10 protein-coding genes, 1 rRNA gene and 1 riboswitch are annotated in these 13195 nt (G+C 53.2%); of the genes, 9 read left to right on the top strand and 2 right to left on the bottom strand.

The genetic code is table 11. From position 1 onward, the window contains the following. The first annotated feature begins 3 nt into the window (after positions 1-3). From argC to oxyR, 4 genes are all read left to right on the top strand, one after another. Entirely contained in the window at positions 4-1008 is a 1005-nt protein-coding gene (gene argC, locus ICA20_RS23375; protein ID WP_038636069.1) for an N-acetyl-gamma-glutamyl-phosphate reductase, read from the top strand. 10 nt (positions 1009-1018) lie between these two features. Further along, complete coding sequence (argB, locus tag ICA20_RS23370) at positions 1019-1792, top strand: acetylglutamate kinase (protein WP_038636072.1); 774 nt, start codon at positions 1019-1021, stop codon at positions 1790-1792. Between the two features lie 117 nt (positions 1793-1909). Further along, entirely contained in the window at positions 1910-3283 is a 1374-nt protein-coding gene (argH, locus tag ICA20_RS23365) for an argininosuccinate lyase (protein ID WP_038636075.1), read from the top strand. Positions 3284-3581: 298 nt separating this feature from the next. Continuing rightward, positions 3582-4499, top strand: coding sequence for a DNA-binding transcriptional regulator OxyR (gene oxyR / locus ICA20_RS23360; RefSeq protein WP_038636079.1), 918 nt, complete (start codon positions 3582-3584; stop codon positions 4497-4499). Here the strand turns inward: oxyR and sthA are convergent. Beyond that, entirely contained in the window at positions 4482-5882 is a 1401-nt protein-coding gene (sthA, locus tag ICA20_RS23355; RefSeq protein WP_032940238.1) for a Si-specific NAD(P)(+) transhydrogenase, read from the bottom strand. The two genes, oxyR and sthA, sit on opposite strands and share 18 nt — an antisense overlap. A gap of 191 nt (positions 5883-6073) precedes the next feature. Here sthA and fabR point away from each other — a divergent pair, with 191 nt between their 5' ends. Together fabR and ICA20_RS23345 are read left to right on the top strand one after the other, a co-directional pair. Continuing rightward, positions 6074-6709 (top strand): HTH-type transcriptional repressor FabR, encoded by a 636-nt coding sequence (fabR, locus tag ICA20_RS23350; protein ID WP_003028862.1) that lies wholly within the window; start codon positions 6074-6076, stop codon positions 6707-6709. 15 nt (positions 6710-6724) lie between these two features. After that, on the top strand, positions 6725-7084 hold the full coding sequence (locus ICA20_RS23345) for a YijD family membrane protein (RefSeq protein ID WP_038636082.1): 360 nt from the start codon (positions 6725-6727) through the stop codon (positions 7082-7084). 36 nt (positions 7085-7120) lie between these two features. On the opposite strand, the gene trmA is transcribed toward ICA20_RS23345, so the two are convergent. Further along, positions 7121-8221, bottom strand: a complete 1101-nt coding sequence (trmA, locus tag ICA20_RS23340) for a tRNA (uridine(54)-C5)-methyltransferase TrmA (protein ID WP_038636085.1) — start codon at positions 8219-8221, stop codon at positions 7121-7123. A gap of 115 nt (positions 8222-8336) precedes the next feature. Next, positions 8337-8524: riboswitch (cobalamin riboswitch) on the top strand. A 64-nt stretch (positions 8525-8588) separates the two neighbouring features. Here trmA and btuB point away from each other — a divergent pair. The 3 genes from btuB (at position 8589) to ICA20_RS23325 (ending at position 13138) form a co-directional block, all read left to right on the top strand. Continuing rightward, positions 8589-10427 carry a TonB-dependent vitamin B12 receptor BtuB gene (gene btuB, locus ICA20_RS23335; protein WP_038636088.1) on the top strand — a complete coding sequence of 613 codons (1839 nt, stop codon included), beginning with the start codon at positions 8589-8591 and terminating at the stop codon, positions 10425-10427. Further along, complete coding sequence (gene murI, locus ICA20_RS23330; protein WP_038636091.1) at positions 10372-11223, top strand: glutamate racemase; 852 nt, start codon at positions 10372-10374, stop codon at positions 11221-11223. Before btuB ends, murI begins: the two co-directional genes overlap by 56 nt. Before the next feature lie 375 nt (positions 11224-11598). Next, positions 11599-13138: ribosomal RNA gene (locus ICA20_RS23325) — 16S ribosomal RNA — on the top strand. Positions 13139-13195 lie beyond the last annotated feature (57 nt).

Here is a 13195-nt window from a genome sequence, read left to right as displayed (position 1 = left end):
CCGATGTTGAATACGCTGATTGTGGGCGCCAGCGGCTATGCCGGCGCAGAGCTTGTGACCTATGTAAATCGCCATCCTGATATGAACATAACCGCTTTGACCGTCTCAGCGCAAAGCAATGATGCAGGAAAACTCATCTCCGATTTGCATCCGCAGTTGAAAGGCATTGTCGATTTACCGTTGCAGCCAATGTCGGATATCAGCGAGTTTAGCGCAGGGGTGGACATTGTGTTCCTCGCCACAGCGCATGAGGTCAGTCATGACCTGGCCCCGCAGTTTCTGCAGGCCGGATGTGTGGTGTTTGATCTTTCAGGCGCGTTTCGTGTTAACGATAGCGCGTTCTATGAAAAATATTATGGCTTTACCCATCAGCACCCCGAACTGCTGAAGCAGGCGGTGTACGGTCTGGCGGAGTGGAGCGCAGAGCAACTGAAAGAAGCGAATCTGGTTGCCGTACCGGGTTGTTATCCGACGGCGGCGCAGTTGTCGCTGAAACCACTGATTGACGGCGGATTGCTGGATCTCAGCCAGTGGCCGGTGATTAATGCGACCAGCGGCGTCAGCGGGGCAGGCCGTAAAGCGGCTATCTCGAACAGCTTTTGCGAAGTGAGCCTGCAGCCCTATGGCGTGTTTACCCATCGTCATCAGCCGGAAATCGCAACTCACCTCGGCGCGGAAGTGATCTTTACTCCACATCTGGGGAACTTCCCGCGCGGAATTCTGGAAACGATCACCTGCCGTCTGAAAGCGGGCGTAACCCATGCGCAGGTGGCCCAGACACTGCAACAAGCCTATGGCGATAAACCACTGGTACGTCTGTACGACAAAGGCGTTCCGGCTCTGAAGAATGTGGTGGGCTTACCGTTTTGTGACATCGGGTTTGCCGTGCAGGGAGAGCATCTGATCGTGGTGGCGACCGAAGATAACTTATTAAAAGGCGCGGCGGCACAGGCGATGCAGTGCGCAAATATCCGTTTCGGCTTTGCTGAAACGCAGTCTCTTATTTAAGGGTGCAACAATGAATCCATTAATTATCAAGCTGGGCGGCGTTTTACTGGATAGCGAAGAGGCGCTGGAGCGACTGTTTACCGCACTGGTGAATTATCGTGAGTCGCATCAGCGTCCGCTGATTATTGTGCACGGCGGCGGCTGCGTGGTTGATGAGCTAATGAAGCAGTTGAATCTGCCGGTCAAAAAGAAAAACGGCCTGCGCGTCACTCCTGCCGATCAGATAGACATTATCACTGGCGCCCTGGCGGGTACGGCGAATAAAACCTTACTGGCCTGGGCGAAAAAACATCAAATCGCCTCTGTGGGCCTGTATCTTGGCGATGGCGACAGCGTAAAAGTGACGCCGCTCGATAAAGAGCTGGGTCATGTTGGACTCGCGCAACCGGGTTCGCCTAAGCTAATTAACACGCTGCTGGCAAGCGGTTTTCTGCCGGTAGTCAGCTCCATTGGCGTCACTGAAGATGGACTGCTGATGAACGTTAACGCCGATCAGGCGGCAACAGCGCTGGCGGCAACGTTGGGTGCGGATCTGATCCTGCTCTCAGACGTGAGCGGTATTCTGGATGGTAAAGGTCAGCGTATTGCCGAAATGACCGCCGCGAAAGCGGAGCAGTTGATCGACCAGGGAATTATTACCGATGGCATGATCGTGAAGGTCAATGCGGCGCTGGATGCCGCGCGCACGCTGGGCCGCCCGGTGGATATCGCCTCCTGGCGTCATGCAGAGCAACTCCCGGCGTTGTTTAACGGCACGCCGATCGGTACCCGTATTCTGGCTTAAGTATTTGTATGCCCGATGGCGGCTACGCCTTATCGGGCCTACGTGAACAGAACCTGCAGGCCGGATAAGCGTAGCGCCATCCGGCATTGAAATTAAAAGAATTTAAGGAAGCATGTTATGGCACTTTGGGGTGGGCGTTTTACACAGGCAGCAGATCAGCGGTTCAAACAGTTCAACGACTCGTTGCGTTTTGACTACCGCCTGGCAGAACAGGATATTGTCGGCTCTGTGGCCTGGTCCAAAGCGTTGGTAACGGTCGGCGTACTGACTGCCGATGAACAGCTACAACTGGAAGAGGCGCTGAACACGCTGCTGGAAGAGGTTCGTGCCAACCCGCAACAGATCCTGCAAAGCGATGCCGAAGATATTCACAGTTGGGTGGAAGGTAAGCTGATTGATAAAGTCGGCCAGCTTGGTAAAAAACTGCATACCGGGCGTAGCCGTAATGATCAGGTCGCGACCGACCTTAAACTGTGGTGTAAAGACACGGTTATTGAATTACTCTCTGCCAACCGTCAGTTGCAAAGTGCGCTGGTGGTGACGGCGGAGAATAACCAGGACGCCGTTATGCCGGGTTACACCCACCTGCAACGTGCGCAGCCGGTGACGTTTGCTCACTGGTGCCTGGCCTATGTCGAAATGCTGGCGCGTGATGAGAGCCGTTTGCAGGATGCGCTTAAGCGTCTGGACGTCAGTCCTCTGGGCTGCGGCGCGCTGGCGGGTACGGCATATGAAATCGATCGCGAACAACTGGCCGGCTGGCTGGGCTTTGCTTCGGCAACGCGCAACAGTCTGGACAGCGTTTCCGATCGTGACCACGTGCTGGAGTTACTCTCCGACGCTTCTATCGGCATGGTGCACCTGTCGCGTTTTGCTGAAGACCTGATTTTCTTTAATACCGGTGAAGCAGGCTTTGTCGAGCTGTCCGATCGAGTGACCTCTGGTTCATCCCTGATGCCGCAGAAGAAAAACCCGGATGCGCTGGAATTAATCCGTGGTAAATGCGGTCGCGTGCAGGGTGCGTTGACCGGGATGATGATGACCTTAAAAGGTCTACCGCTGGCGTATAACAAAGATATGCAGGAAGACAAAGAAGGGCTGTTCGATGCGCTCGACACCTGGCTGGATTGTCTGCATATGGCCGCGCTGGTGCTGGATGGCATTCAGGTGAAACGTCCGCGTTGTCAGGAAGCGGCGCAGCAGGGTTATGCCAACGCTACTGAGCTGGCGGATTATCTGGTAGCGAAAGGCGTGCCGTTCCGCGAAGCGCACCACATTGTGGGTGAAACGGTGGTTGAGGCGATTCGCCAGGGCAAACCGCTGGAAGCGTTGTCGCTGACCGACTTACAGAAGTTCAGTCCGGTTATTGGCGATGACGTTTATCCGATCCTTTCTCTACAATCGTGTCTGGACAAACGTGCGGCGAAAGGCGGCGTGTCGCCACAGCAGGTCGCACAGGCGATTGATTACGCGAAGGCGCGTCTGGCGTAACTTTTGTCTTTGTAGGCCTGATAAGCATAGCGCCATCAGGCAAACAGTGATCAGAGCCTGGCATCTTGCCGGGCTTTTTTATGCAAAAAAAATGCGGACGCAAGGTCCGCAAAAGTTCACGTTGGCTTTAGTTATTTCGAGTATGAGAGAAACTCTCTAAACGGACAGTAGCTTCAAGGGTTAAAGGGGTACCGTTCCGTTTCTGTGGTGCATTATTAAACAGAAAGCTTGATAGGGATAATCGTTCGTTGCTATGCTACCTATCGCTACGAACTATCGTGGCGATGGAGGATGAATAATGAATATTCGTGATCTTGAATACCTGGTGGCGCTTGCCGAACATCGTCACTTCCGACGGGCGGCAGACTCCTGCCACGTGAGCCAGCCAACGCTGAGCGGGCAGATCCGTAAGCTGGAAGATGAGCTGGGCGTCATGTTGCTGGAGCGTACGAGTCGCAAGGTGCTGTTCACTCAGGCAGGTCTGCTGCTGGTGGATCAGGCGCGCACCGTGCTGCGCGAGGTCAAAGTGCTCAAGGAGATGGCAAGCCAACAAGGCGAGACGATGTCTGGCCCGCTGCATATTGGTTTGATCCCAACGGTGGGGCCATACCTGCTGCCGCATATTATTCCTATGTTGCACCAGACCTTCCCAAAACTGGAAATGTATCTGCATGAGGCGCAGACGCATCAGCTGTTGGCGCAACTGGATAGCGGTAAGCTCGACTGCGTGATTCTGGCGTTGGTGAAAGAGAGTGAGGCATTCATCGAAGTACCGTTATTTGATGAGCCTATGATGCTGGCGATCTATGAAGATCATCCATGGGCAAACCGTGACTGTGTACCGATGTCCGATCTGGCGGGTGAAAAACTGCTGATGCTGGAAGACGGCCACTGCCTGCGCGATCAGGCCATGGGCTTCTGCTTTGAAGCAGGTGCTGATGAAGATACCCATTTCCGGGCAACCAGTCTGGAAACGCTGCGCAATATGGTGGCGGCAGGTAGCGGTATTACGTTACTGCCTGCGCTGGCTGTTCCGTCGGAGCGCAAGCGTGATGGTGTTGTCTATCTGCCATGCATTAAGCCAGAACCGCGCCGCACGATTGGCCTGGTGTATCGTCCAGGTTCGCCGCTGCGCAGCCGTTATGAACAGCTGGCAGAGGCCATCCGTGGATCAATGGATGGCCATTTCGACAGTGCGTTAAAACAGGCGGTTTAAGCCATTTAGCGCCGCTACCCGATAGGCTTCCGCCATGGTTGGGTAGTTAAAGGTGGTGTTAACGAAGTACTCGATGGTGTTACCACCACCTTTTTGCTCCATTATCGCCTGACCGATGTGAATAATTTCGGCCGCGCGTTCCCCAAAGCAGTGGATCCCCAGAATCTCTTTGGTTTCGCGATGGAACAGAATCTTCAACGTGCCGACACTCATGCCCACGATTTGCGCACGTGCCAGATGTTTAAACTGGGCGCGGCCAACTTCGTATGGGACTTTCATCGCCGTAAGCTGCTGCTCGGTTTTACCAACGGAGCTGATTTCAGGAATGGTATAAATCCCGGTTGGGATATCTTCGATCAGATGCGCGGTGGCTTCGCCTTTCACCAGTGCCTGGGCGGCAATACGTCCCTGATCGTAGGCCGCCGATGCCAGACTCGGATAGCCGATCACATCCCCTACGGCATACACGTGCGGCAGTGCCGTCTGGTACATGCTATTTACTTTGAGCTGCCCACGGCTGTCGGTTTTCAGACCAATATTTTCCAGCGCCAGCGAATCGGTATTACCGGTGCGGCCATTGGCGTACAGCAGACAGTCAGCCTTCAGTTTTTTACCGGATTTCAGGTGCATGATGACGCCGTCATCGCAACCTTCAATCTTCTCGTACTCTTCGTTGTGGCGAATAACCACACCGCTGTTCCAGAAGTGGTAAGAGAGCGAGTCGGACATCTCTTGATCAAGGAACGCCAGCAGACGATCGCGGGTGTTGATTAAATCAACTTTGACGTCCATTCCACGAAAGATCGACGCATATTCACAGCCAATAACCCCTGCGCCATAAATCAGAACGTGGCGAGGTTCGTGGTGCAGACTCAGGATGGAGTCGCTGTCATAAATCCGGGGATGCGAAAAGTCGACGTCAACAGGGCGATAAGGGCGTGAACCGCAGGCGATCACGAACTTATCCGCGGTCAGCGTTTCCACCGTGCCGTCGTGGCATTCCAGGGCAATAGTGTGTTCGTCAACAAAACGGGCATTTCCCTGCAAAATCTCGCAGTGATTACGCTCGTAAAAACCTTGCCGCATGCGTGTTTGCTGATTAATCACGTTATCAGCATGGTTGAGAATATCGGCGAAGGAAGAACGGAGAAGTCGGGAATGGTCGCTGTAAAGTGGGTTCTGATTGAATTCAATAATACGGCTGACGGCGTGGCGGAGTGCTTTCGACGGGATGGTGCCCCAGTGGGTACAGCCTCCGCCGACGTTATGATAGCGCTCAATCACCGCGACGCGCGCTCCCTGTTTAACCAGACCCATTGCAGCGCCTTCGCCGCCGGGACCGGAACCTATTACTATTGCATCGTAATCGTAGGAATGTGACATGGTCAGGCTTACCTGTTCTTATACATAAAAGCAACAGAATAGTAACATCGTTGTCGGGATAACCCAATTATCGTTGTGCTTTTTTGCGAAGTCGAAGCACAAACTGCGCGTAAACAATCATTAACAAAGCCATGCCAACCGCCTAATCTCTGGTATAGTGCCAGCAAGGTATGTGGAAGGATTCAGACATCGTGATGGGCGTTAGAGCGCAACAAAAAGAGAAAACCCGGCGTTCGCTGGTAGAGGCTGCATTTAGTCAACTCAGTGCTGAGCGTAGTTTTGCCAGTCTCAGTTTACGAGAAGTTGCTCGTGAAGCGGGCATTGCGCCAACCTCGTTTTATCGCCATTTCCGCGATGTGGATGAGCTCGGGCTGACGATGGTGGACGAAAGTGGTCTGATGCTGCGTCAGTTGATGCGTCAGGCGCGTCAGCGTATCGCCAAAGGCGGGAGTGTGATCCGTACCTCGGTCTCAACATTTATGGAATTCATCGGCAACAATCCCAACGCCTTCCGTTTATTATTGCGCGAGCGTTCGGGAACCTCCGCAGCGTTTCGTGCAGCGGTCGCACGTGAAATTCAGCACTTCATTGCGGAACTTGCGGACTATCTGGAACTCGAAAACCATATGCCCCGTGCGTTTACTGAAGCGCAGGCCGAAGCCATGGTAACGATTGTGTTCAGCGCCGGGGCAGAAGCACTGGATGTTGGCGCTGAACAGCGTCGACAGCTGGAAGAGCGGCTGGTATTGCAACTACGCATGATTGCGAAAGGCGCATTTTATTGGTACCGCCGTGAACAAGAGAAGATGACGCACCACTCCGAGTAACGAGAAGGACGAGCAATGAAACAGTCAGGTCAAGATAAAGGTACGCTGCTGCTGGCGCTGGTTGCTGGCTTATCGATCAATGGCACATTTGCGGCGCTGTTTAGCTCCATTGTGCCATTCTCAGTATTCCCGATTATTTCGCTGGTGCTGACGGTTTATTGTCTGCATCAACGCTATCAGAACCGCACCATGCCTGTGGGGCTACCAGGCCTGGCCGCCGCCTGTTTTATTCTCGGTGTTCTGTTGTACAGCACCGTGGTACGCGCTGAATATCCGGATATTGGTTCTAACTTCTTCCCGGCGGTACTGTCGGTGATTCTGGTGTTCTGGATCGGCGTTAAAGTGCGTAACCGTAAGCAGGAAATTGCGGAATAATATTTGTAGGCCGGGCAAGCCCGGCCAGGACATCACTTACTTCGCGGTCAGTAACACGCCACACTCCATATGGTGCGTATACGGGAACTGATCGAACAGAGCCAGACGTGAAACATTGTGCGTCTGGCTTAACGTTTCCAGATTCTTACACAGCGTTTCCGGGTTGCAGGAGATGTACAGAATCCGCGGATACGCCTGTACCATTTTCTCCGTTTCGCTGTCCAGACCGCTACGCGGCGGGTCAACGAAAATGGTTTCACACTGGTAGCTCTTCAGATCGATCCCCTGCAAACGGTTGAACTCGCGAACCCCATTCATCGCCTGAGTAAACTCTTCTGCGGCCATGCGGATAATTTGTACGTTATCAATATGGTTAGCCGCAATGTTGTACTGGGCAGCCGCCACGGATGGTTTGGCGATTTCAGTCGCCAGCACGCGGTTGAAATTTTGCGCCAGCGCTAATGAGAAGTTGCCATTACCGCAGTACAGCTCAAGCAGGTCGCCCTGGGAATCTTTGGTGACATCAATCGCCCATTCCAGCATCTGAATATTCATCGCGGCATTGGGCTGGGTGAAGCTGTTCTCAACCTGGCGATAGATGATCTCTTTCCCTGCGACCGGCAAGCGTTCGTCAATATAGTCCTGATCCAGCTCGATTTTGGTTTTGGTGGCCCGGCCAATCAGATGCACGTTCAGGTTTTGCGCACGCAGCGCGTCCCGTAGCGCTTCGGCTTCCTGACGCCATTCGTCATCCAGCTTTTTATGGTACAGCATCGAGACGACCGCTTGATCGCTCAGGGTGGTGAGGTAATCAATCTGGAACAGTTTGTGGCGCAGGACACGGTTGTTGCGTACCCCTTCAATCATTGCCTTCATCAGCGTGTTGATAAGCTCGCTGGCCGCCGGGAAGCTGTCGACGCGAATACGGCTTTTCGTCTGTTGATCGAACATGATGTGGTACAGGTCATCACCGTCATGCCACAGCCGGAATTCGGCACGCATACGGTAGTGACTGACCGGTGAGCGAAACACTTCCGGAGCCTGTGCATAAAACGGTGTCATTAAGCTCTGCAGACGCACCACTTTTTCAGCTAACTGCGCGTCGTACTGTTCTGTCGGAAGATGTTCGGGGGTCATGATGCGTCCTGAAAAATAAAAGTACGCGGGGATTGTAGGGATTGCTCAACAGATGTCCAGTCATTGATGATTTCCGATATTGTGATACACAGTCTGGACAGTGGGTTGTAACAAACTGTAGCATCCGTTTTCCGGTCCTGTGAGTTAAAAGGGAATCCAGTGTGAATCTGGAGCTGACGCGCAGCGGTAAGGAAGGTAGGAGATGAGCGCACCTGGTGCAGACACTGCGGCTTGCCGTGGGAAGTCATCGTCTCTTTAAGTCGCCTCCAAGCCCGAAGACCTGCCGGCTAACGTCGCATCTGGTTTTCATCATCGCGTACTATCGGTGGGACCTGCGGCATCCTTCTTATATTGTGGATGCTTTACAATGATTAAAAAATCGTTGCTGTGGACGGCGCTTTCCGTCACGGCATTTTCTGGTTGGGCACAGGATGCTAGCCCAGATACTCTCGTCGTCACTGCCAACCGTTTTCAGCAGCCTCGTAGTGCAGTACTTGCTCCTATCACCGTTGTTACGCGTCAGGATATCGATCGCTGGCAATCCACCTCCGTGAATGATGTGCTTCGTCGCTTGCCAGGCGTGGATATCGCCCAATACGGTGGTATGGGACAAAATTCGTCTATTTCTATTCGCGGCACCAACGCCAGCCATGTTCTGGTGCTGATTGACGGTGTGCGTCTGAACCTGGCAGGGGTTAGCGGCGCAGCCGATCTTAGCCAGTTCCCGGTATCGTTGGTACAACGTATTGAGTACATTCGTGGGCCGCGTTCGGCTATTTATGGTTCTGATGCGATCGGCGGCGTGGTGAATATCATTACGACGCGCGAAAAGCCGGGGACGGAACTGACCGCTGGCGTGGGAAGCAATGGCTACCAGAATTACGATGTCTCAACCCAACAACAGTTAGGTGAAAATACGCGTGTCACGTTGATGGGCGATTATGCCTATACCAAAGGCTTTGATGTCGTGGCTTACGGTAGTACTGGCTCTCAGGCTCAACCCGACAAAGACGGCTTCTTAAGTAAGACGCTATATGGCGCGCTGGAACACAACTTCTCTGACACCTGGAGCGGGTTTGTTCGCGGCTACGGTTATGATAACCGCACGAATTACGATTCGTACTATTCTCCGAACTCACCACTGGTCGATACCCGAAAACTCTATAGCCAAAGCTGGGATGCCGGACTGCGCTTCAATGGTGAAATTATCCAGTCACAGCTGGTTTCCAGCTATAGCCACAGTAAAGACTACAACTATGATCCGGATTATGGCCGCTATGACTCCTCGGCCACGCTGGATGAGATGAAGCAATATAATGTTCAGTGGTCGAACAGTATGGTGGTTGGCCACGGTAATGTGGGCGCGGGCGTCGACTGGCAAAAGCAAACTACGGAGCCTGGCACCGCGTATGTCACGGACGGTTACGACCAGCGTAACACTGGCCTCTATCTCACCGGGTTGCAGCAACTGGGTGACTTTACCTTTGAAGGTGCGGCGCGCAGTGATGATAACTCCGAGTTTGGTCGCCATGGTACATGGCAAACCAGTGCCGGGTGGGAGTTTATTGAAGGTTATCGCTTTATTGCCTCCTACGGTACTTCCTACAAAGCACCAAATCTCGGGCAGTTGCATGGCTATTACGGCAATTCGAATCTGGATCCTGAAGAGAGTAAGCAGTGGGAAGGGGCGTTTGAAGGGCTGACGGCGGATGTGAACTGGCGTTTGTCAGGATATCGCAACGATATCGATAACATGATCGATTACGACCCACATACCGAGAAATACTTTAACGAAGGCAAAGTACGTATTAAAGGTGTCGAAGCGACAGCAAACTTTGATACCGGGCCGCTGGCGCACACCCTGAGCTACGATTACGTTGATGCACGAAATGCGATTACCGATAAACCACTGGCGCGTCGTTCTAAACAGCAGGTGAAGTACCAGCTTGACTGGCAGGTTTACGATTTTGACTGGGGCCTGACCTATCATTATCTGGGAACGCGTTATGACACGGACTTCGTCACCAATCAGCCGGTAAAAATGGGGGGAGTGAGCCTGTGGGATCTGACAGTGGCATATCCAATCACCTCACAGCTGACTGTTCGTGGTAAAATCGCCAACCTGTTCGATAAAGATTACGAGACAGTTTATGGCTACGCAACTGCAGGGCGGGAATACACCTTGTCTGGCAGCTACACCTTCTGATCCACGTCCCACCGTGCTGGTGTTTGATTCCGGCGTCGGTGGGTTGTCGGTCTACAATGAGATCCGCAGTCTCCTGCCGGATCTCCACTATATATACGCTTTTGATAATGTCGCCTTCCCTTATGGTGAGAAGAGCGAGGAATTTATCGTCGAGCGTGTTGTTGAGATTGTGACTGCGGTCCAGCAGCGCTATCCACTCTCTCTTGCGGTCATCGCGTGTAATACCGCAAGCACTGTGTCGCTTCCTGCATTACGTGCGAAATTTGCCTTCCCGGTTGTAGGCGTCGTTCCTGCTATTAAACCGGCGGCGCGACTCACGGCGAATGGCGTTGTGGGACTGTTGGCTACACGTGCAACGGTGAAGCGGTCGTATACCCATGAGTTGATTGCGCGGTTTGCTAACGAATGTCAGATTGCGATGTTGGGGTCTGCCGAGCTGGTAGAACTGGCGGAAGCGAAGCTGCACGGCGAAACGGTCTCTCTGGAAGAGTTGCGCCGCATTCTACGTCCGTGGCTGCGGATGTCGGAACCACCCGACACGGTGGTGCTGGGCTGCACCCATTTCCCTCTATTACAGGAAGAACTTTTACAGGTCCTGCCCGAGGGGACGCGACTGGTGGATTCAGGGGCCGCGATTGCGCGTCGCACGGCCTGGTTATTAGAACATGAAGCGCCCGACGCGAAATCAACCGATGAGAATGTCGCATTCTGTATGGCGATGACGACAGAAGCCGAACAATTATTGCCCGTGCTGCAACGTTATGGCTTCAAAACGCTCGAAAAACTGGCGGTTTAATCGGTTTTGATGAAAAAATGCGCACTCGGAAGATTATTTTGAATTTCCCCTTGTCAGCCTGAAATAAGTCCCTATAATGCGCCTCCACTGACACGGAACAACGGATTACACGCCGCCGGGTCAGCGGGGTTCCAGTGAGAATCCCGGAGAGAAAAGCAAAAATAAATGCTTGACTCTGAATGAGGAAAACGTAATATACGGGACCTCGCGACAGAGCGCTAAGGCGCGTCGCAACTGCTCTTTAACAATTTATCAGACAATCTGTGTGGGCACTCGAGGATACGGATTCTTAACGTCGCAAGACGAAAAATGAATACCAAGTCTCTGAGTGAACACGTAATTCATTACGAAGTTTAATTCACGAGCATCAAACTTAAATTGAAGAGTTTGATCATGGCTCAGATTGAACGCTGGCGGCAGGCCTAACACATGCAAGTCGAACGGTAGCACAGAGAGCTTGCTCTCGGGTGACGAGTGGCGGACGGGTGAGTAATGTCTGGGAAACTGCCCGATGGAGGGGGATAACTACTGGAAACGGTAGCTAATACCGCATAATGTCGCAAGACCAAAGAGGGGGACCTTCGGGCCTCTTGCCATCGGATGTGCCCAGATGGGATTAGCTAGTAGGTGGGGTAACGGCTCACCTAGGCGACGATCCCTAGCTGGTCTGAGAGGATGACCAGCCACACTGGAACTGAGACACGGTCCAGACTCCTACGGGAGGCAGCAGTGGGGAATATTGCACAATGGGCGCAAGCCTGATGCAGCCATGCCGCGTGTATGAAGAAGGCCTTCGGGTTGTAAAGTACTTTCAGCGAGGAGGAAGGCGTTGTGGTTAATAACCACAGCGATTGACGTTACTCGCAGAAGAAGCACCGGCTAACTCCGTGCCAGCAGCCGCGGTAATACGGAGGGTGCAAGCGTTAATCGGAATTACTGGGCGTAAAGCGCACGCAGGCGGTCTGTCAAGTCGGATGTGAAATCCCCGGGCTCAACCTGGGAACTGCATCCGAAACTGGCAGGCTAGAGTCTTGTAGAGGGGGGTAGAATTCCAGGTGTAGCGGTGAAATGCGTAGAGATCTGGAGGAATACCGGTGGCGAAGGCGGCCCCCTGGACAAAGACTGACGCTCAGGTGCGAAAGCGTGGGGAGCAAACAGGATTAGATACCCTGGTAGTCCACGCCGTAAACGATGTCGACTTGGAGGTTGTGCCCTTGAGGCGTGGCTTCCGGAGCTAACGCGTTAAGTCGACCGCCTGGGGAGTACGGCCGCAAGGTTAAAACTCAAATGAATTGACGGGGGCCCGCACAAGCGGTGGAGCATGTGGTTTAATTCGATGCAACGCGAAGAACCTTACCTACTCTTGACATCCAGAGAACTTAGCAGAGATGCTTTGGTGCCTTCGGGAACTCTGAGACAGGTGCTGCATGGCTGTCGTCAGCTCGTGTTGTGAAATGTTGGGTTAAGTCCCGCAACGAGCGCAACCCTTATCCTTTGTTGCCAGCGGTCCGGCCGGGAACTCAAAGGAGACTGCCAGTGATAAACTGGAGGAAGGTGGGGATGACGTCAAGTCATCATGGCCCTTACGAGTAGGGCTACACACGTGCTACAATGGCATATACAAAGAGAAGCGACCTCGCGAGAGCAAGCGGACCTCATAAAGTATGTCGTAGTCCGGATTGGAGTCTGCAACTCGACTCCATGAAGTCGGAATCGCTAGTAATCGTGGATCAGAATGCCACGGTGAATACGTTCCCGGGCCTTGTACACACCGCCCGTCACACCATGGGAGTGGGTTGCAAAAGAAGTAGGTAGCTTAACCTTCGGGAGGGCGCTTACCACTTTGTGATTCATGACTGGGGTGAAGTCGTAACAAGGTAACCGTAGGGGAACCTGCGGTTGGATCACCTCCTTACCTTAAAGAACCGACCTTTGCAGTGCTCACACAGATTGTCTGATGAAAATTAGCAGT

It is taken from the genome of Citrobacter sp. C5_2 (genome assembly GCF_014596845.2).
Lineage (GTDB): Bacteria > Pseudomonadota > Gammaproteobacteria > Enterobacterales > Enterobacteriaceae > Citrobacter > Citrobacter werkmanii.
The sequence above is the reverse complement of the archived record's forward strand: the minus strand, read 5'-3'. Positions and strand labels throughout refer to the sequence as shown.